At 63.0% G+C, this 26,225-nt stretch carries 26 protein-coding genes and 1 pseudogene; 23 read left to right on the top strand and 4 right to left on the bottom strand.

Translation table 11 applies throughout. The features are described 5' to 3' along the window. Positions 1-168: 168 nt before the first annotated feature. Positions 169-369, bottom strand: a complete 201-nt coding sequence (locus X728_RS1000000171595; protein WP_245266151.1) for a GNAT family N-acetyltransferase — start codon at positions 367-369, stop codon at positions 169-171. 401 nt (positions 370-770) lie between these two features. Here X728_RS1000000171595 and mdh point away from each other — a divergent pair, with 401 nt between their 5' ends. The 14 genes from mdh (at position 771) to X728_RS0135330 (ending at position 14,321) form a co-directional block, all read left to right on the top strand. After that, positions 771-1,739 (top strand): malate dehydrogenase, encoded by a 969-nt coding sequence (mdh, locus tag X728_RS150440; RefSeq protein WP_023670541.1) that lies wholly within the window; start codon positions 771-773, stop codon positions 1,737-1,739. Positions 1,740-1,772: 33 nt separating this feature from the next. Beyond that, on the top strand, positions 1,773-2,966 hold the full coding sequence (gene sucC / locus X728_RS150445) for an ADP-forming succinate--CoA ligase subunit beta (RefSeq protein ID WP_023831868.1): 1,194 nt from the start codon (positions 1,773-1,775) through the stop codon (positions 2,964-2,966). 20 nt (positions 2,967-2,986) lie between these two features. Then, on the top strand, positions 2,987-3,370 hold the full coding sequence (locus X728_RS150450) for a hypothetical protein (RefSeq protein ID WP_155923990.1): 384 nt from the start codon (positions 2,987-2,989) through the stop codon (positions 3,368-3,370). Between the two features lie 18 nt (positions 3,371-3,388). Beyond that, positions 3,389-3,760 carry a cupin domain-containing protein gene (locus X728_RS150455; RefSeq protein ID WP_023831866.1) on the top strand — a complete coding sequence of 124 codons (372 nt, stop codon included), beginning with the start codon at positions 3,389-3,391 and terminating at the stop codon, positions 3,758-3,760. A gap of 2 nt (positions 3,761-3,762) precedes the next feature. Next, positions 3,763-4,251, top strand: coding sequence for a DUF1579 family protein (locus X728_RS150460; protein WP_023831865.1), 489 nt, complete (start codon positions 3,763-3,765; stop codon positions 4,249-4,251). A gap of 12 nt (positions 4,252-4,263) precedes the next feature. Continuing rightward, the gene (sucD, locus tag X728_RS150465; RefSeq protein ID WP_023831864.1) at positions 4,264-5,166 is read left to right on the top strand and encodes a succinate--CoA ligase subunit alpha; all 903 of its coding nucleotides are present in this window, start codon (positions 4,264-4,266) and stop codon (positions 5,164-5,166) included. A 132-nt stretch (positions 5,167-5,298) separates the two neighbouring features. Continuing rightward, complete coding sequence (locus tag X728_RS150470) at positions 5,299-8,361, top strand: 2-oxoglutarate dehydrogenase E1 component (protein WP_023831863.1); 3,063 nt, start codon at positions 5,299-5,301, stop codon at positions 8,359-8,361. Between the two features lie 46 nt (positions 8,362-8,407). Next, on the top strand, positions 8,408-9,700 hold the full coding sequence (gene odhB, locus X728_RS150475) for a 2-oxoglutarate dehydrogenase complex dihydrolipoyllysine-residue succinyltransferase (RefSeq protein WP_023831862.1): 1,293 nt from the start codon (positions 8,408-8,410) through the stop codon (positions 9,698-9,700). 16 nt (positions 9,701-9,716) lie between these two features. Further along, positions 9,717-10,454, top strand: coding sequence for a DUF4241 domain-containing protein (locus tag X728_RS150480; RefSeq protein ID WP_031195599.1), 738 nt, complete (start codon positions 9,717-9,719; stop codon positions 10,452-10,454). Next, on the top strand, positions 10,451-10,957 hold the full coding sequence (locus tag X728_RS150485; RefSeq protein WP_023831861.1) for a hypothetical protein: 507 nt from the start codon (positions 10,451-10,453) through the stop codon (positions 10,955-10,957). Before X728_RS150480 ends, X728_RS150485 begins: the two co-directional genes overlap by 4 nt. After that, positions 10,954-11,709, top strand: a complete 756-nt coding sequence (locus X728_RS150490; protein WP_023831860.1) for an SDR family oxidoreductase — start codon at positions 10,954-10,956, stop codon at positions 11,707-11,709. Before X728_RS150485 ends, X728_RS150490 begins: the two co-directional genes overlap by 4 nt. Positions 11,710-11,732: 23 nt before the next feature. Beyond that, positions 11,733-13,139 (top strand): dihydrolipoyl dehydrogenase, encoded by a 1,407-nt coding sequence (gene lpdA, locus X728_RS150495; protein ID WP_023683872.1) that lies wholly within the window; start codon positions 11,733-11,735, stop codon positions 13,137-13,139. A 290-nt stretch (positions 13,140-13,429) separates the two neighbouring features. Further along, complete coding sequence (locus X728_RS150500) at positions 13,430-14,110, top strand: hypothetical protein (protein WP_023831859.1); 681 nt, start codon at positions 13,430-13,432, stop codon at positions 14,108-14,110. Beyond that, positions 14,070-14,321 carry a transposase gene (locus X728_RS0135330; RefSeq protein ID WP_031195598.1) on the top strand — a complete coding sequence of 84 codons (252 nt, stop codon included), beginning with the start codon at positions 14,070-14,072 and terminating at the stop codon, positions 14,319-14,321. Before X728_RS150500 ends, X728_RS0135330 begins: the two co-directional genes overlap by 41 nt. 1,158 nt (positions 14,322-15,479) lie before the next feature. Here the strand turns inward: X728_RS0135330 and X728_RS150505 are convergent. Both X728_RS150505 and X728_RS01000000166805 read right to left on the bottom strand, forming a co-directional pair. Continuing rightward, entirely contained in the window at positions 15,480-16,544 is a 1,065-nt protein-coding gene (locus X728_RS150505) for a TraB/GumN family protein (protein WP_023831858.1), read from the bottom strand. Between the two features lie 73 nt (positions 16,545-16,617). Next, positions 16,618-17,632: pseudogene (locus X728_RS01000000166805) on the bottom strand (tyrosine recombinase XerC). 118 nt (positions 17,633-17,750) lie between these two features. On the opposite strand from X728_RS01000000166805, the gene rimM reads away from it, so the two are divergent. Next, a complete protein-coding gene (gene rimM, locus X728_RS150510; protein WP_023710218.1) occupies positions 17,751-18,350 on the top strand; it encodes a ribosome maturation factor RimM in 600 nt (199 codons plus the stop codon). Further along, positions 18,347-19,045, top strand: coding sequence for a tRNA (guanosine(37)-N1)-methyltransferase TrmD (gene trmD, locus X728_RS150515; protein ID WP_023698365.1), 699 nt, complete (start codon positions 18,347-18,349; stop codon positions 19,043-19,045). Before rimM ends, trmD begins: the two co-directional genes overlap by 4 nt. On the opposite strand, the gene X728_RS150520 is transcribed toward trmD, so the two are convergent. Continuing rightward, entirely contained in the window at positions 19,027-19,779 is a 753-nt protein-coding gene (locus tag X728_RS150520; protein WP_023683874.1) for a sulfite exporter TauE/SafE family protein, read from the bottom strand. The two genes, trmD and X728_RS150520, sit on opposite strands and share 19 nt — an antisense overlap. Before the next feature lie 326 nt (positions 19,780-20,105). On the opposite strand from X728_RS150520, the gene rplS reads away from it, so the two are divergent. From rplS to leuC, 7 genes are all read left to right on the top strand, one after another. Beyond that, positions 20,106-20,666, top strand: coding sequence for a 50S ribosomal protein L19 (gene rplS / locus X728_RS150525; RefSeq protein ID WP_023670525.1), 561 nt, complete (start codon positions 20,106-20,108; stop codon positions 20,664-20,666). 153 nt (positions 20,667-20,819) lie between these two features. Beyond that, entirely contained in the window at positions 20,820-21,248 is a 429-nt protein-coding gene (locus X728_RS150530; RefSeq protein ID WP_023694503.1) for an organic hydroperoxide resistance protein, read from the top strand. Beyond that, positions 21,245-21,742: a MarR family transcriptional regulator gene (locus X728_RS150535; protein ID WP_023683877.1), complete on the top strand. Its 498-nt coding sequence runs from the start codon at positions 21,245-21,247 to the stop codon at positions 21,740-21,742. The genes X728_RS150530 and X728_RS150535 overlap by 4 nt, the downstream gene beginning before the upstream one ends. Before the next feature lie 237 nt (positions 21,743-21,979). After that, positions 21,980-22,780, top strand: coding sequence for a transporter substrate-binding domain-containing protein (locus tag X728_RS150540; protein WP_023687705.1), 801 nt, complete (start codon positions 21,980-21,982; stop codon positions 22,778-22,780). A gap of 249 nt (positions 22,781-23,029) precedes the next feature. Further along, positions 23,030-23,836, top strand: a complete 807-nt coding sequence (locus tag X728_RS150545) for an amino acid ABC transporter permease (RefSeq protein WP_023831857.1) — start codon at positions 23,030-23,032, stop codon at positions 23,834-23,836. 58 nt (positions 23,837-23,894) lie between these two features. Beyond that, positions 23,895-24,530, top strand: coding sequence for a class I SAM-dependent methyltransferase (locus X728_RS150550; protein ID WP_023687706.1), 636 nt, complete (start codon positions 23,895-23,897; stop codon positions 24,528-24,530). A 278-nt stretch (positions 24,531-24,808) separates the two neighbouring features. Continuing rightward, positions 24,809-26,218: a 3-isopropylmalate dehydratase large subunit gene (leuC, locus tag X728_RS150555; RefSeq protein ID WP_023683880.1), complete on the top strand. Its 1,410-nt coding sequence runs from the start codon at positions 24,809-24,811 to the stop codon at positions 26,216-26,218. Positions 26,219-26,225: the final 7 nt, after the last annotated feature.

The raw sequence follows: 26,225 nt of genomic DNA, 5'->3' as shown, positions 1-26,225 counted from the left end.
CATTCCTGCGGCCATTGGAGATTGGCGAAAGGTCGCGTGACGTCCGATCTCCCCCCTCGTGGGGGAGATGCCTGGCAAGGCAGAGGGGGGCGCTGTCCCGCCGACGCCTAAAGGTCATACGCATACATTACAAACGCCTCCGCCTGCCCATGCTCCTCCCTGCGTTTTTCATAAAGCCCGCGCGATGGAACATTGTCCGGCTCGGTTCCAACACAGGCTTCGCCGCAACCTTTGCTCGCGGCCGAGCGCGAACATCGCGTCGAGCATTTTTCGCGCGATGCCTTGGCGCTGGTAGGCGGGTGAGACGCCGACTTCGTCGAGTAGAGTCCGTTGACCTTGTCGGGATGGCGGTGGATGATTGTGGGGCATTGGTCGACGACGCCGCCGGCCAATGCCACGATCATGAGATGACCTGATGATGAGGCGAGGTAGGCAGCAAGCCTGTCTGCCCGGACCGGCTCGTCGAACACGTCCTCGGCGATGCGCTTCACAAGGGCGTCATCGCCTGGATATAGTCTTCTGATTTCCACGCTCATTGTATAAAATCTCCCAAGCTGGCCTACAAACTTTGACGTTTACGTAAGTCCCAATGTTTCTAACCGATTGAAATCATTCACTCGAAAATAATCGATTGAATATATTTTCCACCGGGGCTACTGGATGCGGCGAAATCTAGCTGAGACCATAGCATTCCGGCCTCTTCCTCGACGCCGTCAACAGATCGCCAGGGATTTTGGGCGTCGTCACAGACAAAGGGAAAATTTCCTCACATGGCACGCAACAAGATAGCGCTCATCGGCTCCGGCATGATCGGCGGCACGCTCGCTCACATGATCGGCCTCAAGGACCTCGGCGACGTGGTGCTGTTCGATATTGCCGAGGGCATTCCGCAAGGCAAGGGGCTCGATATCGCGCAGTCGTCGCCGGTCGACGGTTTTGATTCCCGGCTGACCGGCGTCAATGATTATGCCGGCATCGAGGGCGCCGACGTTTGCATCGTCACCGCGGGCGTGCCGCGCAAGCCAGGCATGAGCCGCGACGATCTGCTGGGCATCAACCTCAAGGTCATGGAACAGGTCGGCGCCGGGCTGAAGAAATATGCACCCAAGGCCTTCGTCATCTGCATCACCAACCCGCTCGACGCCATGGTCTGGGCGCTGCAGAAGTTTTCCGGCCTGCCCAAGACCCATGTCGTCGGCATGGCCGGCGTGCTCGACAGCGCGCGCTTCCGCTATTTCCTAGCCGAGGAATTCAAGGTCTCGGTCGAGGACGTTACCGCCTTCGTGCTCGGCGGCCACGGCGATTCCATGGTGCCGATGATCCGCTACTCCACTGTGTCAGGCATTCCGTTGCCCGATCTCATCAAGATGGGCTGGACCTCGAAGGAAAAGCTCGACCAGATCGTCCAGCGCACCCGCGACGGCGGCGCCGAGATCGTCGGTCTGCTCAAGACCGGCTCGGCCTTCTACGCGCCAGCCGCCTCGGCGATCTCGATGGCCGAATCCTACCTCAAGGACAAGAAGCGCGTGCTGCCTTGCGCGGCGCATCTCTCGGGCCAGTATGGCGTCAAGGGCACCTATGTCGGCGTTCCCGTTGTGATCGGCGCCGGCGGCGTCGAGCGCATCATCGAGATCGACCTCAACAAGGCCGAGCAGAAGATGTTCGACGCCTCGGTGGCGACGGTGCAGGGCCTGACCGAGGCCTGCGTCAAGATCGCCCCGCACCTCGCCTCGAAGTGATCCCCCCAAGCAGCCGATCCGGAGACCATCCAGATGAACATCCATGAATATCAAGGCAAGGCGCTGCTGAAGAGCTTTGGCGCGCCGGTGGCCGAGGGCGTGCCGGTGTTCAAGGCAAGCGAGGCGGAAGCCGCGGCACAAGCGCTGCCCGGTCCGCTCTATGTGGTGAAGAGCCAGATCCATGCCGGCGGCCGCGGCAAGGGCAGGTTCAAGGAACTGTCGCCCGACGCCAAGGGGGGCGTGCGGCTGGCGAAGTCGGTGGCCGACGTCGTCGCCAACGCCAATGAGATGCTCGGCCACACGCTGGTCACCAAGCAGACCGGCCCGGCCGGCAAGCAGGTCAACCGCCTTTATATCGAGGACGGCGCCGACATCGATCGCGAGCTTTATCTGTCGATCCTGGTCGACCGCTCGGTCGGCCGCATCGCTTTCGTCGTCTCGACCGAGGGCGGCATGGACATTGAAGGCGTCGCCCACGACACGCCGGAAAAGATCATCACCCGCGCCATCGACCCGCTGGCCGGCGTGACGACCATCGACGTCGACATATTGGTGGAAGCGCTGGGCCTCACCGGCGATGCCGCCAAGGATGCCGGCACGCTGTTCCCGATCCTCTACAAGGCCTTTGTCGAGAAGGACATGAGCCTGCTCGAGGTCAACCCGCTGATCGTGATGAAAAACGGCCGCCTGCGCGTGCTGGACGCCAAGGTGTCGTTCGACAACAACGCGCTGTTTCGCCACCCCGAACTGATGGAATTGCGCGACACCACCGAAGAGGACGAGAAGGAGATCGAAGCGTCGAAATACGACCTCGCCTATGTCGCGCTCGACGGCAATATCGGCTGCATGGTCAATGGCGCCGGCCTCGCGATGGCGACGATGGACATCATCAAGCTCTACGGCGCCGAGCCCGCCAACTTCCTCGATGTCGGCGGCGGCGCGTCGAAGGAGAAGGTGACGGCGGCGTTCAAGATCATCACTCGGGATCCGGCGGTCAAAGGCATCTTGATCAACATCTTCGGCGGCATCATGAAGTGCGACATCATTGCCGAGGGCGTGATTGCCGCGGTCAAGGAAGTCGGCCTGGAAGTGCCGCTGGTGGTGCGCCTCGAAGGCACCAATGCCGAACTCGGCAAGAAGATCATCAACGACAGCGGCCTCAACGTGGTGTCGGCGGACGATCTCGACGACGCAGCCAAGAAGATCGTGGCGGCGGTGAAGGGCTGAGGAAACTAGGAGCGCGCTAGGTGGCTGGCTTCCCCCTCCACTGGGAAGAAGAGGTACAAAGTCTTGATCTATTACCTGACCACTGCCCGTATTCCATCGAAGAAATCGAACAGTACCTTTGGCGGTGCCACTATCACTGGATGCTGGACGAAAAATCGATGCACTACAAAGTGCGGGGTGTCGTCGCAGAGCAGATAGAGAATGGGCGGCGTTTCTGGCTTTATCAGGCATCAGATGAGATTGGACGTGAGTGGTACGTTGTTGTTGGAACAGGAAAAAGCCCGCTCAAATCTACGATGAAAATGCGGGGCTGGATGTATGGCAAAGAGAATGTTCTCGGACATCCGCCTGATCGTTTCTTGAGAGACGAGATTGATGAGCAGCACATTGCAGACGCCAAATGACGAAAAAGGAATGAACCTGTGCCTCCGCGCAAGATAAACCTCGTCGAGGCGGCGGATGCGAAGATCAGCAAGGTCTTCGATCCGCATATTGCCGGCGACTTCAATGATAGCCAGGCGAAGGTTGCCAAGTTCGGCGAGACCTTCGACTGGCATGCGCATGAGCATGAGGACGAAGCCTTCCTCGTCCTGCGCGGGCGCATCGCCATCGATTTCCGCGACGGTCCGGTCGAGCTCGGCGAGGGCGATTTCATCGTCGTGCCGCGCGGCGTCGAGCACCGGCCGCGGTCGCTGACCGCCGAGCCGGTGGTGCTGATGTTCGACCCGGCAACGGCGCTCAACACCGGCAACGCCAAGAGCGACCTCACCGTCTCCGACCTGAAGCGGCTCTGATCATGAACGCCTTCTCGCTCTCGGCCGATCACCAGCGCCTGCAGGCGCTGGTCGGCGCGTGGCGCGGCGAGGAAGAGGTGGCGGAAACGCAGTGGGCCGATGGCGGACCGGCGACGTCGGACGTGCTGGCAGAGGCACAGTTCGGCGGACTGTTCGTGGTCCAGCGCTATCGCCAGCGCCGCGACGGCACGGTCTCGTTCGGCTCGCACATCGTGTTCGGCTTCGATCAGCCAAACAGGCTCTTCACCATGCACCAGTTCGACTCCATGGGTTTTGTGCCGGCCTCGCCGGCCACAGGAACGTGGAACGGCGATGAGCTGGTTCTGGAGCGGTCGTCGCCGCGTGGCTCAGCGCGCGTGACGTATATTTTCGACAATGCCGATGCCTACCGGATGCGACTGCATTTCAAACCTGCCGGCAGCGACAGCTGGCAAGACATGGTGAGCGGCGTCTACCGGCGCGTCTCGCCTTCCCCGATCAACGGCTTTTAGAAAAGGGCTCCGATGTCCATTCTCATCGACAAGAACACCAAGGTGCTGGTTCAGGGCCTGACCGGCAAGACCGGCACGTTCCACACCGAGCAGGCCTTGGCCTATCACGGCACCAAGATGGTCGGCGGCATCCATCCCAAGAAGGGTGGCGAGACCTGGACCGGCGCCAAGGGCGAAAACCTGCCGATCTTCGCTTCCGTTGCCGAGGGCAAGGAAAAGACCGGCGCCAATGCCTCGGTTGTCTATGTGCCGCCGGCGGGCGCCGCCGAAGCCATCCTCGAAGCCATCGAAGCCGAGATCCCGCTGATCGTCTGCATCACCGAAGGCATTCCGGTGATGGACATGGTCAGGGTCAAGGCGCGGCTCGACCGCTCGACCTCGCGGCTGATCGGCCCGAACTGCCCCGGCGTGCTCACCCCCGACGAATGCAAGATCGGTATCATGCCCGGCAACATCTTCCGCAAGGGCTCGGTCGGCGTTGTTTCGCGCTCGGGAACGCTTACCTATGAGGCAGTGTTCCAGACCACCAATGTCGGCCTCGGCCAGACCACCGCCGTCGGTATCGGCGGCGACCCCGTAAAAGGCACCGAGTTCATCGACATGCTCGAAATGTTCCTTGCCGACGACGAGACCAAGTCGATCATCATGATCGGCGAGATCGGCGGTTCGGCCGAGGAAGACGCCGCGCAGTTCGTCAAGGACGAGGCCAAGCGCGGCCGCAGGAAACCGATGGCGGGCTTCATCGCCGGGCGCACTGCGCCGGCCGGTCGCACCATGGGCCATGCGGGCGCGGTCATCTCCGGCGGCAAGGGCGGCGCGGAAGACAAGATCGCGGCGATGGAATCGGCCGGCATCAAGGTATCGCCATCGCCGGCGCGTCTGGGCACGACCCTGGTCGAGGCGATCAAAGGCTAAGTGAGTAGCGAGTAGTGAATAGTGAATAGGGAAAAGAGAGTAACGGCGCGACCCGGAAAAAATCCCTACTCGCTATTCGCTACTCACTATTCGCTTTTGAAAAGGAGACGGAGCCAGGCTCCGCAGACAAAAATGGCAAGACAAGATCAGGCCAACGACCAATTTTCGCTCACCTCTTTCCTGTATGGCGGCAATGCCGACTATATCGACGCGTTGTATGCCTCCTATGAGGATGATCCAGAGTCAGTAAACCCCGAATGGCAGGACTTCTTCGCCGGGCTGAAGGACGACGCCGGCGATGTGCGCAAGAACGCCAAGGGCGCTTCCTGGGCAAAGCCGTCTTGGCCGCTGCAGGCCAATGGCGNCGCCGGCGATGTGCGCAAGAACGCCAAGGGCGCTTCCTGGGCAAAGCCGTCTTGGCCGCTGCAGGCCAATGGCGAACTGGTGTCGGCGCTGGACGGCAATTGGGGCATCGTCGAGAAGCATCTGGAAAAGAAGGTCAAGGACAAGGCGGTCACCAATGGCGTCGTGCTATCGGATGCCGACGTGCATCAGGCGACGCGCGATTCGGTGCGCGCCATCATGATGATCCGCGCCTTCCGCATGCGCGGCCATCTGCACGCCAATCTCGACCCGCTCGGCATCGCCAAGCCGCTTGAGGACTATAACGAGCTGTCGCCGGAAAATTACGGTTTTACCGCAGCCGACTACGACCGGCCGATCTTCCTCGACAATGTGCTCGGCCTCGAATTCGGCACCATCCGGCAGATGCTGGAGATCCTGACCCGCACCTATTGCTCGACGCTAGGTGTCGAGTTCATGCACATTTCCGATCCCGAGGAGAAGGCCTGGATCCAGGCGCGCATCGAGGGTGCCGACAAGGAGATTTCCTTCACCGCTACGGGAAAAAAAGCGATCCTGCAGAAGCTGGTCGAGGCCGAAGGCTTCGAGCAGTTCATCGATGTCAAGTACAAGGGTACCAAGCGCTTCGGCCTCGATGGTAGCGAAGGCCTGATCCCGGCGCTGGAGCAGATCATCAAGCGCGGCGGCCAGCTCGGCATGAAGGAGATCGTGCTCGGCATGGCGCATCGCGGCCGGCTGAACGTGCTGTCCCAGGTGATGGCCAAGCCGCACCGCGCCATCTTCCACGAGTTCAAGGGCGGCTCGGCCGCTCCTGACGAGGTCGAGGGCTCGGGCGACGTCAAGTACCATCTCGGCGCCTCGTCGGACCGCGAATTCGACGGCAACAAGGTGCATCTGTCGCTGACCGCCAATCCCTCGCATCTGGAAATCGTCGATCCGGTTGTGATGGGCAAGGCGCGCGCCAAGCAGGACTATCTGTTCGGCCGCAGCCGCGAGGAGATCGTGCCGCTGGAAGAGCGCGCCAAGGTGCTGCCGCTGCTTCTGCATGGCGATGCCGCCTTTGCCGGCCAAGGTGTGATTGCCGAAATCCTCGGCCTGTCGGGGTTGCGCGGCCACCGCGTCGCCGGCACGCTGCATTTCATCATCAACAACCAGATCGGCTTCACCACCAATCCGCGCTTCTCGCGCTCGTCGCCCTATCCGTCCGACGTCGCCAAGATGATCGAGGCGCCGATCTTCCACGTCAATGGCGACGACCCGGAAGCGGTGGTGCATGCCACCAAGGTGGCGATCGAATTTCGCATGAAGTTCCACAAGCCGGTGGTGGTGGACATGTTCTGCTATCGCCGCTTCGGCCACAATGAGGGCGACGAGCCAGCCTTCACCCAGCCGATCATGTACGCCAACATCCGCAACCACAAGACGACGGTGCAGATCTATGGCGAGCGGCTGATCGCCGAGGGCCACATCAGCCAGGCCGAACTCGACAAGATGAAGGCCGACTGGCGCGCCCATCTGGAATCCGAATGGGAAGTCGGCCAGCACTACAAGCCTAACAAGGCCGACTGGCTGGACGGTGCCTGGTCCGGCCTGCGCACCGCCGACAACCAGGACGAACAGCGCCGCGGGAAAACCGCGGTGCCGGTCAAGGTGCTGAAGGACATCGGCAAGAAACTGACCGAGGTGCCGAAGGGTTTCGAGGCGCACAAGACCATCATCCGCTTCCTCGAAAACCGCCGCCAGGCGATCGACTCCGGCGAAGGCATCGACTGGTCGACGGCCGAGGCGCTGGCCTTCGGCGCCATCCTGCTCGACGGCAATCCGATCCGGCTCTCCGGCCAGGATTCCGAACGCGGCACCTTCTCGCAGCGTCATTCCGTGCTCTACGACCAGCGCGACGAGACCCGCTACATCCCGCTCAACAATCTGTCGGCGGCGCAGGCCGGCTACGAAGTCATCAACTCGATGCTGTCGGAAGAGGCGGTGCTTGGCTTCGAATATGGCTACAGCCTGGCCGAGCCGAAGGCGCTGACGCTCTGGGAAGCGCAGTTCGGCGATTTCGCCAACGGCGCCCAGGTGGTGTTCGACCAGTTCATCTCGTCGGGCGAGCGCAAGTGGCTCAGAATGTCAGGCCTGGTTTGCCTGCTGCCGCATGGCTATGAAGGCCAGGGTCCAGAGCATTCCTCGGCCCGGCTCGAGCGCTTTCTGCAGCTTTGCGCCGAAGACAATATGCAAGTCGCCAACTGCACCACGCCGGCCAACTACTTCCACATATTGCGCCGGCAGCTGAAGCGCGACTTCCGCAAGCCGCTGATCCTGATGACGCCGAAGTCGCTGCTGCGCCACAAGCGGGCAGTGTCGACGCTGCCGGAAATTTCGGGCGAAAGCTCGTTCCATCGGCTGTTGTGGGACGATGCCCAGCTGTTGCAGAACCAGGCGATCAAGCTCACCAAGGATTCCAAGATCCGCCGCGTCGTGCTGTGCTCGGGCAAAGTCTACTACGACCTGTACGAGGAACGCGAGAAGCGCGGCATCAACGACATCTATCTCTTGCGCGTCGAACAGCTCTACCCGTTCCCGGCCAAGGCGCTGATCACCGAGCTGTCGCGCTTCCGCAATGCGGAGATGGTGTGGTGCCAGGAGGAACCCAAGAATATGGGCGCCTGGTCGTTCATCGATCCGTATCTGGAATGGGTGCTGGCTCATATCGACGCCAAGCATCAGCGGGTGCGCTATACCGGACGTCCGGCGGCGGCATCGCCGGCGACCGGTCTGATGTCGAAGCATTTGGCGCAGCTCGCTGCCCTGCTCGAAGACGCGCTCGGCGAATAGAACAAACCCGGCGAATAGAACAGACAGAGAAGAAACGGACAGCACAATGGCTACCGAAATCCGCGTTCCCACTCTCGGCGAATCCGTCACCGAGGCGACCATCGGCAAGTGGTTCAAGAAGGTCGGCGATGCCATTGCCGTCGACGAGCCGCTGGTCGAGCTCGAAACCGACAAGGTGACGGTGGAAGTGCCTGCCGCCGCCGCCGGCACGCTTGGCGAGATCACCGCCAAGGAAGGCGAGACCGTCGGCGTCGGTGCGTTGCTGGGTTCGATCTCGGCAGGCGTCGCCACGGCCGCCCCGGCGTCCAAGCAGGAGACCAAGCCGCAAGCTGTGTCGCAGGCGTCGAGCCCCGACGCGGCACATACGACCAAGCAGGCCGCGGCCGAGACCGCCAAGATAGCCGGCGATGCCGGGCCGGTCGAGCCGCGCACAATGCCGCCGGCGCCAGCTGCCGCAAAGCTGATCGCCGAGAACAATCTGTCGGTCGACCAGGTTTCTGGCTCGGGCAAGCGCGGCCAGGTGCTGAAGGGCGATGTGCTCGACGCGATTTCCAAGGGCGCGCCGTCGCAGTCGGCCGAAATTCCGAAGGCCGCACCGGCTCCGGTCGCCGTGCGTGCGCCGTCCTCGGGCGACGATGCGTCGCGCGAGGAGCGCGTGCGCATGACCAAGCTGCGCCAGACCATTGCGCGCCGGCTGAAGGAAGCGCAGTCGACCGCCGCCATGCTGACCACCTTCAACGAGGTCGACATGTCGGCGGTGATGGCGCTCAGGACCAAGTACAAGGACATCTTCGAGAAGAAGCACGGCGTGAAGCTCGGCTTCATGGGCTTCTTCACCAAGGCCGTCACCCACGCCTTGAAGGAGATCCCCTCGGTCAATGCCGAGATCGACGGCACCGACATTATCTTCAAGAACTATGCCCATATCGGCGTCGCCGTCGGCACCGAAAAGGGCCTCGTCGTGCCGGTGGTGCGCGACGCCGATCAGATGTCGATTGCCGAAATAGAGAAGGATATCGGCCGGCTGGGCATCGCCGCACGCGACGGCAAGCTGTCGGTCGCCGACATGCAAGGCGGCACGTTCACGATTTCCAACGGTGGCGTCTACGGTTCGCTGATGTCGACGCCGATCCTCAATGCGCCGCAGTCGGGCATTCTTGGCATGCACAAGATCCAGGACCGGCCCGTCGTGGTCGGCGGCCAGATCGTGATTCGGCCGATGATGTACCTGGCGCTCAGCTACGATCACCGCATCGTCGACGGCAAGGAAGCGGTGACCTTCCTGGTCCGCGTCAAGGACAGCCTGGAAGATCCGGAACGGCTGGTGCTTGATTTGTGATCGGAGCTGATCCGTCATGAGCGGCTGGCTGGCGCGGTTTGGGTTCAAGCTGGGTCGAGTAGCGGGTAGCGTATTGAGGCGTTCCCGGCCGGCGGCTTCCGCCGCCATCTCTCCGCCGGCGACATCGACTGAATGGGATTCGGCGCCGGCGAGCAGCAATCTCGGTGTCTTCGCTCTCAGCGAAGCCGAAATGGCGGAGCGGAAGATCATCGTCACCGCGATCGGTGAGCTTGAGCTACCGACCGGCGAAATCATCGCTTGCGATCCACTGATTACCGGGCTGGAACGGCCTGTGTTTAGCCGTAAGGTCAGGCCGGGATGCTATCCAGTCACGTTGCTTGAGGCGCAAGGCCGTGTTGCTGCAGCGGTATTGCGGTTTGGCACTGGCTTGCCGGTGCGGTGGGAGTTGGCTGCCTTCGTCCGCGACGTCGGCACATCGTCCTGGAAGTCTGGATTTATTGTCGATGATAATGTTGCTTCGTTCATGGACAAGTCGGTTCTGACGCTGATGTCCGACCAGGAGGAACTCGACAGCTATCTTGCTGACGTTGCATGCTCGTTCGACAAGTTCCGCATGGATAATCCGGTTGATGGAAATCCGCTTAATATAGCCATGTTCGACACTGGCTTCGGTGATGGGAACTATTATTCCTTCTGGGGACTGGATGCGGCCGGCGAGCCGCTGGTCTTGATGACCGATTTCGAGGTGCTCGAAAACGCCGACGGCCGCGAGAGCAGCCAGAGCAATTCATGACAAACATCGCTTCGCCAATGATCGGATTTATGGCCGGGCTGGCTGTTCTCGCAGCGGGTTACGAGGCGCATGCCGCCTGCCCGCTGGCGCTTGCTGTCTATGGCGATGCCGAGAGCGATGCCGGCATCGATTTCCGGCCGACGACCGATGCGGTCACCGTCACCAACTCCTTCACGATGGTGCTCGATAAAGGTGTCGTCCTCGACGGCATCGTCATGTGGACCTCCGGTGTTTCGCGACCGCATGGCTCGCTGATGTACAAATGCTCGACCGGCGACGTCACCGGTGACGAGCTTGCCGCCTGCACGGTCTGGCAGGGCGTGGTCTACAGCGCCGACGACAAGGGCAACATTGCGTTGCTGGCGGCCGAAGGCACGGACGCGCCGCAGAGCCTGATCTTCCCCGATCTGGGTCCATCGTTGCAGATGTCGTCCGCCTTTGGCTCCATCGGTTTTTCGAAACTGCCGTGGGATGTGTTTTTGCTGAAAGGTTGCCAGGAATGAGCGCGGCGAAGAAAGTTCTTCTGGTCACCGGCGGCAGTCGTGGCATTGGTGCGGCCACTTGCCGGCTTGCGGCGAAGGCCGGCTACCGCGTCGCGGTCAACTATGCCGCAAACGAGGCCGCGGCCCAGGCGCTGGTCGCCGAGATCGAGGCCGGTGGCGGTGAAGCGATAGCGATCAAGGGCGATGTCGGCGTCGAGGCTGACATCGTCGCCGTGTTCGAAGCCGTCGATGGCGCCTATGGCCGGCTCGACGCGCTGGTCAACAATGCCGGCGTCGTCGACGTCAAGGCGCGTGTCGACGAGATGAGCCTGGCGCGGCTGGAGCGCATGATGCGCATCAATGTCATCGGCTCGTTTCTGTGCGCCCGCGAGGCGGTGAGGCGCATGTCGAGCAAGCATGGCGGCCAGGGCGGCGCCATCGTCAACATCTCGTCGGCTGCGTCGCTACACGGCTCGCCCGGCGAATATGTCGACTATGCAGCGTCCAAGGCGGCGATCGACACTTTTACGCTCGGCCTGGCGCGCGAAGTCGCGACCGAAGGCGTGCGCGTCAACGCGATACGGCCGGGCATCATCGACACCGAGATCCACGCTTCGGGCGGCCAGCCGGACCGGGTCGAGCGGTTCCGCGACATGCTGCCGATGAAACGAGCCGGCACGGCGGATGAAGTCGCGCATGCCGTTCTCTATCTTTTGTCGGATGAAGCGTCCTACACGACGGGCGCAATCCTGAATGTAAGCGGCGGCCGCTGAGCCCCAAGCTAAGGGAAACGAACATGGCTTATGATGTCGTTATCATAGGGTCGGGACCGGGCGGCTATGTCTGTGCCATCAAGGCGGCACAGCTCGGGCTCAAGGTCGCGGTGGTCGAGAAGAACGCCACTTTCGGCGGCACCTGCCTGAACATCGGCTGCATCCCATCCAAGGCGCTGCTTTATGCCTCGGAGATGTTCGCCGAGGCCGGCCATTCCTTCGATGCGCTGGGCGTCGAGATACCGGCGCCGAAACTCAATCTGAAGAAGATGATGGCGCACAAGGACGCGACCGTTTCGGCCAACGTCAATGGCGTCGCCTTCCTGTTCAAGAAAAACAAGATCGATAGTTTCCGTGGCACCGGGAAGGTGGTTGCGGCCGGCAAGGTGTTGGTGACGGCTGAGGACGGCAAGGTCGAGGAGATCGAGACGAAAAACATCGTTATTGCCACGGGCTCCGATGTCGCCGGCATTCCCGGCGTCAAGGTCGACATCGACGAGAAGGTGATCGTATCGTCGACCGGCGCGCTGTCGCTGGAGAAAGTGCCGGGACATCTGGTGGTGGTCGGCGGTGGGGTCATCGGTCTGGAGCTCGGCTCGGTCTGGGCACGGCTCGGCGCCAAGGTCACCGTGGTCGAATTCCTCGACACCATCCTGGGCGGCATGGACGGCGAGGTCTCCAAGCAGTTCCAGCGCCTGCTTTCCAAGCAGGGTTTCGAGTTCAAGCTCGGCGCCAAGGTGACAGGGGTGACCAAGGCCAAAAAGGGCGCCGCCGTTGCGTTCGAACCGGTCAAGGGTGGTGCGGCCGAGACCATCGAGGCCGACGCGGTGCTGATCTCGACCGGACGCCGGGCCTATTCCGACAGCCTCGGGTTGAAAGAAGCCGGCGTCGAGGTCGACGAGCGCGGCCGGGTCAAGACCGACGGGCATCTCAGGACCAACGTGGCCGGCATCTACGCCATTGGCGACGTCATCGCCGGGCCGATGCTGGCGCACAAGGCCGAGGATGAAGGCGTGGCGGTGGCCGAGACCATTGCCGGCCAGGCCGGCCATGTGAATTACGACGTCATTCCGAGCGTCGTCTACACCAGCCCGGAAATCGCTTCGGTCGGCAAGACAGAGGAAGAGCTGAGGAAGGCCGGCATCGACTACAAAACCGGCAAATTCCCGTTCACCGCCAACGGCCGCGCGCGCGCCATGCTGCACACAGACGGCTTCGTGAAAATCCTCGCCGACAAAGCCAGCGACCGCGTGCTCGGCGTCCACATTGTCGGCTTCGGCGCCGGCGAGATGATCCATGAGGCGGCGGTGCTGATGGAGTTCGGCGGCTCCTCGGAAGACCTCGCCCGCACCTGCCACGCGCATCCGACGATGTCGGAAGCGGTCAAGGAAGCGGCGCTGGCGACGTTCTTCAAGCCGATCCATATTTAAGGAAACGCTGGAGGGACAGCACCCCCCTCTGGCCTGCCGGCCATCTCCCCCCACAAGGGCATAGGCGCTAAGATAGGTATTGCCCTGCGGAATCGGGTGTGATTCTACACTGCGATGACACACGAATCGCTTGTTGATGACGGCTGGGCCGAGACGATTGAGCTTCTCGGCGGCGAAGAGTTGATCGCAGCAAGTGCCGCGAGACGAAGGCGTTCCTGCGCCCGCGCGGCGTCAGGTCGGCGAGCGACCTGTTGCGCCTGACACTGGCTTACTGCCTTGGCAAGGTTGGCATGCGGGGTGTCGTGGCCTGGGCGGCGGCGAGCGGGATTGCCGACATTTCGGACGTGGCGTTGCTTGGCCGGCTGCGCAATGCAGGACCATGGCTGCAGCAGTTGATTGGGCACCTTTTGAAGCGCGAGGATGCAGGTTTGGCCAAAGGCCGGCTGATCCGCATCCTCGATGCGACAGCGGTTGCCAAGGCCGGTGCGTATGAGAACAATGGTCCTTGGCGCATGCACTGCGCCTTCGAGCTTGAGCGCGAGCAGTTCGACTTCCTCGAGATCACCGACCAGAGCGAGGCCGAGCTGATCGACCGCGTGCCGGTGGTGCCGGGCGAGATCCGCATCGGTGACCGCGCCTATCTGCAGGCCGAGCGGATCGCCAAGGTGATGGCGCAAGGCGGCGATGTTGTTGTGCGCGCGTCGTGGAAAAACGCGCGATGGCTCGACGCCAACGGCAGGGCGTTCGATCTCATCGGCTACCTGGCGAACTGCCGGGAGGAAGTCTGCGAAACGCCTGCCCGGCTGGCACTCAAGAAGGGCGAGCCTGTCAATATGCGCCTGATCGCCTTGCGCAAATCCGAGGCCGCGGCACAAGAAGCGCGGCGCAAAATCAGCCAGGGCCAAGGGCAACAAGGTTCAACCGCAGACGCTGATTGCGGCCGGCTTCGTCCTGCTTGTGACCTCGCTTGACCGGGAGGAGTTTCCCGCCGATACGGTCCTCAAGCTCTACCGCATGCGCTGGCGCATCGAACTCGCCTTCAAGCGCCTGAAGAGCCTGATCGGGCTGCGCTCTCCTCCCGCCAAGGACCCAAGGATCGCAAGGCCTTGGATCCTTGCACACTTCCTCATCGCGCTTGTGACCGAACCCCTCTCGCAGGAGTTGGGTGTCTCTCCCCCTTGAGCGACGGGCGCCCGCTGCTGTGGCGCGCCACCCGCCAGATCGTCGCCTCTCGGTTGTGTGCGTCAAGTTCTGCAAAATGGGCGATCATGAAACTGGTCATGCGGCTTGGCGTAGAGCGAGCTTCTTGTGCTCGCGCAGATCATCNTGACGTTGAACATCACCAGCCTGCCATGACCGCCCTCTCTCAGCGAATTTGCAGAACTCTCAGCACACTACCCGCCTCTCTGATCGCGACCATCTTTACTCAACCTTCCTTGGCCGCCCTGCGCCACAATCTCCATGCCTTGCGATATCGCTGGCGTGAGCCACCGCGAAAGCGCAAATTTCAGTCCATGCCAAAGCTATCTTAGCGCCTATGCCCACTTTGGGGGGAGATTGGACTTCACCGCCGCGTCGCGAGCTTTCAAGTTTCTCACGTTTCTAACCTGGCGCTGTTCGTGAGACAGCCGATCTCCCCCTTGAGGAGAGATGTCCGGCAGCACAGAGGGGCGGTGAAGAATCGCGACGCTCGCCGATAGGTGCCCCAAACAAAACGGCCCGCTTTTCAGCGGGCCGTTCTTGGGTTGGAAGCAAGATGCCAGATCAGTTGGCCAGATTACGGGCTCGGCGCCGGAGCAGGCGCGGGCGCCGGGGCTGGCGCAGGAGCCGGTGCGGGCGCAGGGGCTGGTGCGGGAGCCGGTTCGGCGGGCTTCATCGGCTCAGCCGGTGCAGGTGCGGGCGCCGGTGTGCTGGCTGCCGGCGGCTCTGCGGGCGCAGGATGTTCGCCGCTTCTGCCGAAAACATAGTACGCGACAATCGCAAGGATGACGACGACCAGCGCAATCAGCCAGCCGCTGCCACCACCCGACCTGGGCGCTGGATCGTTAGGGTTCGCCATAAAAGTGTCCTCCGTGGATGAAAAGCATCAATCAACACCCCTCAACGCGCAACCGTTGAACGGGTTCATACTAGGCCTTCAAATTGACGAACGCAGGAAAATTCTGATTCGCAACCGCTTGTTGGCCTGTATTTCCCCCGCAAAATCAATCACGAACGAGGTAGAACGAGCTTAGCTGGCCTTTTCCGCCAAAAATAGGGCCAACCGCCTCCGCTTTGCGCATCAGTTGCGCACCGCACAGAGCCCGGCTTACGTGATTCGGTATTCAAGACGGGCGCTGCTCAGTCGACGGCGGTGACGGTATAGCCGGCCTTGCGAAAATCCTCGACCAGGCCTTCGGGGCCGGGAAGATGCATGGCGCCGACGGCCATGAAGGCATTGCCCTTGGCCAGGATCGGTGCGGCATGGTCGGCCATGACCTTGTTGCGGCCGGTGATCAGCGTCCGGTCGAATTCGGCGTAACCTGCGTCGTCGTCTTCGTCGGGCGAGATCGAACGCAACAGCGGCCAGAAGGTGCCGGTGTCGCCGCGCTGGTAAAGCACGATCATGGTTTCGTTGATGTCGTTTATCTTGTCGCCGAGCTTCAGGGTCTCGACCAGCCCTTTGATGTGGAACGCAATCGGCAGCGAGGCCATGGCGTGCAGCTGGCTGGCAGCGGTCTCCAACCCTTCCACCGGCTTGCCATTAGCCTTGGCGTCCTGCGCCAGCTTGACGTCGAGAACCGGTGCGCCGCCTGCCTGACGGGCGACCTCACAGACCGGCAGCGCGACCATGGCCGACAGCAGCCACGGCTTCATCTTGGAGACGCTCGCCGGCGGAATGCCGCGCGCATCGAGCCCTTTGTTCACCACCGCCGCATCCTCCGGCGACAACAGCGACGACAACGTCGTGTTGTCGGTGAACATCATCAGCTCGGGTTCCTTGAGCATGGCCTCCATCATCTTCTGCTTGTCGAGCACGTCGGTGGTCTCGATGATGATGGTGCCGGCAGCGTCATAGGCTTTCCTGGCTGCCGGCGGCAGAGTGGTCACGCGCGGGTCGGTCATGTGCATGGTGCCGAACAGGAAGGATGGCTTTTCGCCTGATTTCTCCAGCTTCCACAACAGGCCCTTGCCGTTCAGCGTCGCTGCTGCTTCCGTCTCGATCCTGGAATAGGTGGCGGGGTCTTCCTTCTGCAGGGCCGACAGCAGATCGGCGCCGGCGCAGGCCGGGGCTTCGGCATGCGCCCTGCCCATGGCAAGCAGCAGCACGATGAGGAAAGACAGGAAAAACAGGGCGTTGAGCGCGACGAGCAGCTTCAGCGACACAAGGGCCGCGCGGTCGGCGATGGCAAGGGCGCGTTTCATGGTGCGGTTCTAGGACTGAAAAGCGGCGAAACGGTTAACCGACGTGGGGAAATTGTCCTGGACTAATACAGTGTCACGCGCGGGGATGGGCGGATTCGTAAATCTCGAGCAGTCTTGCGGTGTCGACGCCGGTATAGACCTGCGTCGTTGACAGGCTGGCGTGGCCGAGCAGTTCCTGGATGGTGCGCAGGTCGCCGCCGCGCCCGAGCAGATGGGTGGCGAAGGAATGGCGCAACGCGTGCGGCGTCGCGGTGTCGGGCAGGTTCAGCGCCGAGCGCAGCCTGGCCATGTCGCGCTGGACGATGGCCGGGTTGAGCGGCCCGCCGCGGGCGCCGCGAAACAGCAGGCCCTTGGGATCGAGATGGTAGGGACACAGTTTTCGGTATTCGGCGATTGCCCTGAGCGCCACCGGCAGCACCGGCACCAGCCGTGTCTTGCCACCCTTGCCGGTGACGCGCAGCACGGTGTCGGCTTCCGATGCCAGGTCGGCGGCGCTGAGGCCCAGCGCTTCGGAAATGCGCAGGCCCGATCCATAAAGCAGCGTCAGCACGGCGGCGTTGCGGGCGGCGATCCAAGGCTCTTCAGCCAGCTGGCCTTCCACCGACACGACATGTTTGGCATCGCTGGCGGTCAGCGGCTTGGGCAGCGATTTCGGCTGGCGCGGCGCGCGCAACGCAGCGGCACCGGCGGCATTGGCGAGACCGCGCCGTTCGAGGAAGCGCAGCAGCGAGCGGATGCCGGCGAGGCCGCGTCCGAGCGTGCGGGCGCCGGNCGAGACCGCGCCGTTCGAGGAAGCGCAGCAGCGAGCGGATGCCGGCGAGGCCGCGTCCGAGCGTGCGGGCGCCGGCGCCGGCGTTGCGCCGCGCGGCAAGAAAGCCGCGCAGATCGGCCGGGCGCAGAGTGGCGATGTCGGAAAGACCAGGCGAGCCGCCGCAATGCCCTGTGAGGAAATGCAGGAACTGGCGCGTGTCGCGCTCATAGGCTTCGACGGTCGCCGGCGCCAGCCGGCGCTCGCGCGCCAGCATCTTCAGCCAGCTTTCGCGCGCTGCCTGGAGGTCGGGTTTTGCCGGGATGAGAAATTCCTGCATGCCGCCATTGTCAGGCAGCCGGGTTAGGAAGCGGTGAAGAACCTGTCATTGAAATGGCCACGGGCGATCATTGAAATGACGCCGGTAGGGCGTTAGAGCAGGGCAAAGGATATCAGCCATGTCGAAGCCCCAGAACCCCGTGCAAATGGCCGTGATCGGCGCCGCCCACGGCATCAAGGGCGAATTGCGGGTGAAGACCTTCACTGGCGAGCCGATGGCGCTGGCCGATTATGGGCCGCTCTATGCCAAGGACGGCCGCGTTTTCCAGATCACCGACATAAGGCCGGCCAACACCGTCGTGGTGGTGCGCTTCAAGGGCATTGCCGATCGCAATGCCGCCGAGGCGCTGGCCGGAACCGAGCTGTTCGTCGACCGCTCGATGCTGCCCGACGATGGCGAGGAGGACGAATTCTACCACGCCGATCTCGTCGGACTTGAAGTCCGCGACGATAAGGGCGCGGTCATAGGCAAGGTGGTGGCGATGCATAATTTCGGCGGCGGCGACATTCTCGACGTTACCCTCGGCGGGCGCAAAGGCGTGCTGATCCCGTTCACCCAGGCCGCCGTGCCTCAGGTTTCGATCGCCGAAGGTTTTCTCCGCGTCGACCCGGCAGCCGCCGGCCTTGTCGAGGATGAGGATGGCGACGCGCCGCGCGAAGAAGATTTCGACGCGAAGGGCCGACCGCGCGGGCCGCGCGAAGCCGGAGGCAACCGGTGACGTTCAAGGCGTCGGTGCTGACGCTCTATCCCGAGATGTTTCCGGGCGGGCTAGGCCTGTCGCTGGCCGGACGGGCGCTCGCAGTCGGGACATGGTCGCTGGAAGCTATCCAGATCCGCGACTTCGCCAGCGATCGCCATCACACCGTCGACGACACGCCGGCCGGCGGTGGCGCCGGCATGGTGATGCGCGCCGATGTGCTGGCCAAGGCGATCGACCACACGTCGCCGGCGGGCGATCCGCGGCCGCGTTTGCTGATGAGCCCGCGTGGAAAGCCGCTGACGCAGGCGCACGTGCGCGAACTGGCTGGCGGGCCAGGCGCCGTCATCGTTTGCGGCCGGTTCGAGGGCGTCGACCAGCGGCTGATCGAGGCGCGTGGACTGGAAGAGGTCTCCATCGGCGATTTCATCCTGTCGGGCGGCGAGCCGGCGGCGCTCGTACTGCTCGACGCCGTTGTGCGGCTGTTGCCCGGCGTCATGGGCAATGCGGTGTCGGGCGAGGAAGAAAGTTTCGAGAACGGCCTGCTCGAACACCCGCATTACACGCGGCCACAGGAGTTCGAAGGCCGCCCCATCCCCGACGTGCTGGTCTCCGGTAATCACAAGAAGATCGCCGCGTGGCGGCGCGCCGAGTCCGAGAAGCTGACCAGGGAGCGCCGGCCGGATTTGCTCGCCGCTCAGCCCTTGGCAAAATAGTAGACGGCGAGAAACAGGCCGACGGCGATGACGAAGCCGCGTACTGCGTTTTGCGGCACGCGCTTGGCGATCCAGACGCCGGCATAGCCGCCGAGCGCGCCGCCGGGGATCATGACGATTGCCTGAGGCCAGGCAACAACGCCGCCGGAAACGAAGACCAGTATGGCAACGGCGGCGATGACCACGGCCAGCATGTTCTTCAGCGCGTTCAGCCGGTGATAGTCGCCGGATTGCGTCAGGCCGAGCGTCGCCAGCATCATGACGCCCATGCCGGCGCCGAAGAAGCCGCCATAGATGGCGGTAGCGAACTGCGCCAGCGAACCGGCCAGAGAGCCGACCGTGGCTTCATGCCCAGGCTTCGGCGTTGGTTTCAGCCACGGCCCGGCGGCGAACAAGGCGGTTGCGGCCAGCAGCAGCCACGGCACGAGGGCGCGGAACGACGGATTTGAGAGCGCCAGCAGGATGAGCGCACCAGCCAGCGCGCCCAAAGCCGAGATCAGGCAAAGCAGCAGCGCGCCGCGCCAGAAATGCTTGATGTCGGTCCAGTAAGCCAGCGTCGAGGTGATGTAACCGGGAAACTGCGTTACCGAGGACGTGGCGTTGGCGACGATCGGCGGCAGGCCGGCCAGCGTCATGGCGCCGAAGGTTATGAAGGTGCCGCCGCCGGCAACGGCGTTGACGGCGCCTGACAGAAAACCCGCGAGGAAGAGCAGGACTGCGTCGAAAACAGACATTGTGAGGCCGCCGGACAAGTGTGCTGCTCCCGGATTAGGAAGCTTGAAGGGCCGGCGCAACCCTGCACTGGACGATTGCGTGGTGGCATGCGACCAAAAAAGACAGGGCCAAGGCGTGACAAGTCAGTGAAATAGCTGTATGTGCCCGCCCGTACTGGCGAGAAAAATCTCCCGGACCCGTCAACAATGACGGTGTAGTCGCCCCTGCCCAATGTTTCGAAGACAAGATGTCTCGGGGACAAAGGGCATAGCCGAGCGGTCAATGGAACTGCAAGGCGAGTGTCGGACGCTCTGACTGTCGGAAGAACAAGAAGTGGACTATTGAGATGGATATCATCCGTCAGCTCGAGGCCGAACAGGCCGCCAAGATCGAAGCCAAGCGCAAGCTTCCCGAGTTTCAGCCCGGCGACACCGTGCGCGTCCAGGTCCGCGTGACCGAAGGCACCCGCACCCGCGTCCAGGCCTATGAGGGCGTCGTCATCGCCCGCGCCGGCGCCGGCTTCCAGGAAAATTTCACCGTCCGCAAGATCTCCTACGGCGAAGGCGTCGAGCGCGTTTTCCCGGTCTACTCGCCGATGGTCGAAGGCGTCGAGATCGTGCGCCGCGGCAAGGTGCGCCGCGCCAAGCTCTATTATTTGCGCGACCGTCGCGGCAAGTCGGCCCGTATTTCGGAAAACACCGGCGTGCGCGCCCGCAAGCTGAACGATGAGGAGCGCGACGCGCTGAACGCTGAGAAGGCCCGCATCGAGGCCGAGAAGATCGCCGCCGTGCAGGCGCTGGCAGCCGAGAAGGCCGCGCAGGAAGCCGCCGAGAAGAAGGCCGCCGACGAAGCCGCCAAGGCCGCCGACGAGGCTGCAAAGGCCGCGGAAGCGACCCCGGCCGAATAAGATCTCGACCAAGGATTTTGAAAAGGCGGCTTCGGCCGCCTTTTTCGTTTCACCAGACTGTGAACGATTGCCGGCCGAGAGTTGCGCCACGGCTGTTGACTCGAATTATCTTGTACACTAAATGATCGGATACAAAGCAAATGGAGAACTGACATGGCACTCTACACCACACAGGCTCGCGTCACCGGCGGCCGCGCCGGCCACGGCGAGACCAGCGACGGCCTGCTGAAGGTCGACCTCGCTTTGCCGAAGGAGCTCGGCGGACAGGGTGGCGCCACCAATCCCGAGCAGCTGTTCGCGGTCGGCTATGCCGCCTGCTTCGAAAGCGCCATCCGCTTCGTCGCGCGCAAGCAGAAGCTGCCGCTGGACGATGCGGCGGTGAGCGCCACCGTCAGCCTGCTTCCCAATGGTGAAGGCTTCAAACTTGGTGTCGCACTGGCCGCGGAGACCAAAGGCCTTGATCAGGCGGCGGCGGAAGCGCTTGTATCGGCAGCGCATCAGATTTGCCCCTATTCCAATGCGATCAAAGGCAATATCGAGGTGGCGCTTTCGACCGTGGCGCTTCCGGCAAAGGCAGCATGACGACGAAGACCGAAACCAGGGCCAGCGAAGTCCCGGCGGACACCGCCGGGAGGATCGCCGTTCCGCGCCTCGACCAGCAGCTCTGCTTCGCGCTCTATTCGGCGAGCGGGCTGATGACCAAGCTCTATCGGCCGCTGCTTGACCCGCTCGGCCTGACCTATCCGCAATATTTGGCGATGCTGGCGCTGTGGCAGCATGCGCCGAGCACGGTCGGCGAACTCGGCGAGGCGCTGGGGCTGGATTCGGCGACATTGACGCCTCTGCTCAAGCGGATGGAAGCGGCTGGTCTCGTCACCCGCCGTCGCGATCCGGCCGACGAGCGCCGCGTGCTGGTCGAACCGACTGCCAAGGGCCAGGCGCTGCGCGCCCGCATCAAGGACGTATCCGCAGGCCTTGCCTGCGCCATGCCGCTGGAAGTCGAGGAGCTGAAGTCGCTGCACCGGACCTTGACCGGATTTGTCGCCAAGCTGCGTGAGGCTACGTCACCATCCTGATCCGTCATCTGACGGGTTCCCGTGTCCAGGAGGGGCCTGGTTTGCCGGCGGCGCAATCACGGAATAAATTCCGACCACGGGGCGTTCTAAAACCGCGTTGGTTGAAGGCATTGGAATCCGCTTTCACCGGACGCTGAGCACCGGACCGGCTTGCAAGCCGTCTGCGGACGGCTAAAGTCGCGCCTGGATTTTCATGCGAGCCCGGCTGCAAGCGGGCTTCTCATCCTGGAGCGTGTCATGACCAAATCGAAGCTGCTGCTGGCCGCCCTCGCGGCCTGTTTCCTCGCGCCCGTCGCTGCATGGGCGGCCGATGCGCTGCCCGATCTCGGCGGCAAGAAGGTCGTGGTGGTGACGGAAAACGCCTATCCGCCGTTGCAGTTCATCGACGCCAAGACCGGCAAGCAGATCGGCTGGGAGTATGACGCGATGGACGAAATCGCCAAGCGGCTGAACTTCAAGGTGGAGTACCAGAACACCTCCTGGGACGCGATGATCCAGGCGGTTTCCGACAACCAGTACAACATTGGCATGACCGGCATCACCATCAAGGACGACCGAAAGGAGAAGGTCGATTTCTCCGACCCCTATATGCGTTCGGAGCAGTTCATGCTGGTGCGCGCCGATGAAAGCCGCTTCACCGACGCCAAGACCTTCGCCGCCTTCAAGGACGGGTTGATCGGCGCGCAGGCCGGAACGACGCCGTTCTACACCGCCGTCTACAGCGTGCTCGACGGCAATGAGCAGAACCCGCGCATCAAGCAGTTCGAGACCTTCGGCGCTTCGGTGCAGGCACTGAAATCCGGCGACGTCGATGTCGTCCTGACCGACGGCACCGCCGGCAAAGGCTATGTCGATGCCTCCGGCGGCAAGCTCAAGCTGATCGGCGGCCCGCTCGGCACCGAGGATTTTGGCTTCATCTTCCCGAAGGGCTCGGACCTGGTGAAGCCGGTCAACGCGGCGATCGCGGCGCTGAAGGCCGACGGCACGATCGAGGCGCTGAACAAGAAGTGGTTTCTCGACTACAAGATGGGGCAGTAGGCCGTCTTGGCGCGACGGCCGCTGACCCCCCTTGCGGGGGAGATGCCCGGCAGGGCAGAGGGGGGTGTGAAGGATCGCCTCCCTTTTGTTTTGAGCTTTTCCAAAGAGGCCAAAGGTTGTGACTGTAACCGTTTGACAGGTTGGAGGGACAGCACCCCCCNCCCCCCTCTGTCCTGCCGGACATCTCCCCCGCAAGGGGGGAGATCGGCAGATCTTGCGAGCGCAGCTGTTCACCAGCGTTGGGCATTGATGCTCGCCTCAACCTCAAAACCCGATTTTCCCTGGTGGCTTGCCGCCGCGATCGCGCTCGCCGTCGTCGCTGCGTTCTCCATTGCCGCCAGCGATCTCTACGCCCAGGTTTTTGCCACCGTCGCCAAAGGCATCGGCATCACCATTCTTGTCACCGTGGTCGCCTTCGCGCTGGCTTCCGCCATCGGGCTCGGCATTGCGCTGATGGGGCTGTCGGGGTCGCGTTGGCTCAGGCAGATCGCTCGTTTCTATGTCGAGATCATCCGCGGCGTGCCGATCCTGGTGCTGTTGTTCTGGATCGCCTTCGCCGGCGCGCCGGCCTTCGTGGCTGCGTGGAATGCGCTGACCGCGCCGCTGCAAAACGCCGGCTATCTCGGCGAGCTTTTGGTGCGCGACGTGTCGCTGTTGTGGCGTGCAATCATGGCGCTGACCATCGGTTATTCCGCCTTCATCTCCGAGGTCTTCCGCGCCGGCATCCAGTCAGTCGAGAAAGGCCAGATCGAGGCTGCCAAGGCGCTCGGGCTGACGCGCACGCAGCGCTTCCGGCTGATCGTGTTCCCACAGGCGATCCGCACCATCCTGCCGCCGCTCGGCAATGACTTCGTCGCCATGGTCAAGGATTCCTCGCTGGTCTCGGTGCTCGGCGTCGCCGACATCACGCAGATGGGCAAGATCTACGCCGCCGGCTCGTTCCGCTTCTTCGAGACCTATTCGATCGTCGCCTATATCTATCTCATCCTCACCGTCAGCCTGTCGCTGGCGCTGCGGGGGCTGGAGCAACGACTGCGGCGGGCGCAGCAGGAATAGAAGTCCGACGCGGGCACGGCTACGATCGCGGAGGACAGGATTCCGGAGGATGCAGGCGATGACGATCGACAAGGCCAATGCGGCGCTGGGTACCGTCTATTCGGCCGACACGCCGGAAGGGCTGGCCAAGGCCTATGCAGACTGGGCCGCGACCTATGACGGCGAGACCGCTTCGCTCGGCTATCTGCTGCCGTTCCTGATCACCGCCTGGGTGGCGCGCCATGTGAAGGTGGGTGAAGGCCCGCTGCTCGACGCCGGCTGCGGCACCGGCCTGTCGGGCCCGTCATTGAAGGCGCTGGGTTATCACGACATTGCCGGGCTCGACCTCTCCGACGACATGCTGAAGATCGCCGGCAGCCGCAATGCCTATGGCGATCTGAAGCAGGCAATGCTCGGCGGGCCGCTGCCCTGGCCGGACGGGCATTTCCGCGCCTTCTTCTCGACTGGCGTGTTCACCATCAGCCATGCGCCGGCGTCCGGCCTGCACGAGCTTGTCCGCATCACCAGAAAAGGCGGCCACGCCATCTTCACCGTGCGCGACCAGGTGTTTGACAGCGGCGGCTTCCAGGACGTGTTCGATGAGTTGGAACGGGCCGGGAAATGGCGGCCGGTCGAGCAAAGCCCATGGTTCCGCTGCTATGCGATCGCCGAGCCGGATGCGTTGGTAAAGACTTTTGTGTTCGAGGTGCTTTGAGCGCCGCCCCTTCCCCTTCTCTTACAAGGGGAGAAGGGAAAACACGCCGCAATTGCCGAAAAGCCAAAACATTGGTATGAGCCACGCCATGGAAGAGCTTTTTGGCGATCCGGCCTATAAGGGTTTCGTGCTGCAGGACAGAAAACGCCTGCCGTCGCGTTTCTCTTCGCGCATTTCCGGCGCGCTCACCAGCCGACTTAGCTAAGCCGCTTTCGCTGGGCCGAAGGCTTAGGCGCGTCTGCCCCTCCCCTTTTTTGCAAATCGACGGATTTACGCACATGAGCGCACCGCGCACCCTCTACGACAAGATATTCGACGACCACGTCGTCGACCGCCAGGACGATGGCACCTGCCTGCTCTACATCGACCGCCATCTCGTCCATGAAGTGACCAGCCCGCAGGCCTTCGAAGGTCTGCGCATGACCGGCAGAAAAGTCCGGCATCCGGAAAAGACGCTGGCCGTGGTCGATCATAATGTCTCGACCTCGCCGGAGCGCAAATTCGGCATCAAGAACGAGGAAAGCCGCATCCAGGTCGAGGCCTTGGCCAAGAACGCTAGGGATTTCGGCGTCGAATATTACTCCGAAAACGATATCCGCCAGGGCATCGTCCACATCATCGGGCCGGAGCAGGGCTTCACGCTGCCTGGCATGACGATCGTCTGCGGCGACAGCCACACCTCGACGCATGGCGCCTTCGGCGCATTGGCACATGGCATCGGCACCTCCGAGGTCGAGCATGTGCTGGCGACCCAGACGCTGATCCAGCGCAAGGCCAAGAACATGCTGGTGCGCGTCGACGGCGTGCTGCCGGAAGGCGTCACCGCCAAGGACATTATCCTCGCCATCATCGGCGAGATCGGCACTGCCGGCGGCACCGGCTATGTCATCGAATATGCCGGCGAGGCGATCCGCGCGCTGTCGATGGAAGGCCGCATGACGATCTGCAACATGTCGATCGAGGGCGGCGCGCGCGCCGGCCTGATCGCGGCCGACGAAACCACCTTCGCCTATGTCAAAGACAAGCCGCGCGCGCCGAAGGGCGCGTCGTGGGACGCCGCCCTCGAATACTGGAAGACGCTGCAGTCCGACGAGGGCGCGCATTTCGACAAGGTGATCGTGCTCGACGCGGCCAAGCTGCCGCCGATCGTCTCCTGGGGTTCCTCGCCCGAGGACGTCGTTTCGGTGCAGGGCGTCGTTCCCGATCCGGAAGAGATCACGGACGAGAACAAGCGGACGTCAAAGATCCGCGCGCTCGACTATATGGGGCTGACGCCGGGCACGAAGATCACCGACATCACGCTCGACCGCGTCTTCATCGGCTCCTGCACCAATGGCCGCATCGAGGATCTGCGTGCGGTGGCCAAGGTGGTCGAAGGCAAGACGGTGAGTGCGCATGTCGATGCGATGATCGTGCCGGGCTCCGGTCTGGTCAAGGAACAGGCGGAGGCCGAGGGTCTCGACAAGATCTTCATTGCCGCCGGTTTCGACTGGCGCGAGCCGGGCTGCTCGATGTGCCTGGCCATGAACGACGACCGGCTGAAGCCGCATGAGCGCTGCGCCTCGACCTCGAACCGCAATTTCGAAGGCCGGCAGGGCTTCAAGGGCCGCACCCATCTGGTATCGCCGGCCATGGCGGCGGCGGCGGCGATCGCCGGCCATTTCGTCGACATCCGCGACTGGAAATAGCGCAGAC

The sequence above is a fragment of the Mesorhizobium sp. L103C119B0 genome, from assembly GCF_000502235.1.
Taxonomy (GTDB): Bacteria; Pseudomonadota; Alphaproteobacteria; order Rhizobiales; family Rhizobiaceae; genus Mesorhizobium.
This window is presented reverse-complemented; position numbering and strand designations above follow the sequence as displayed.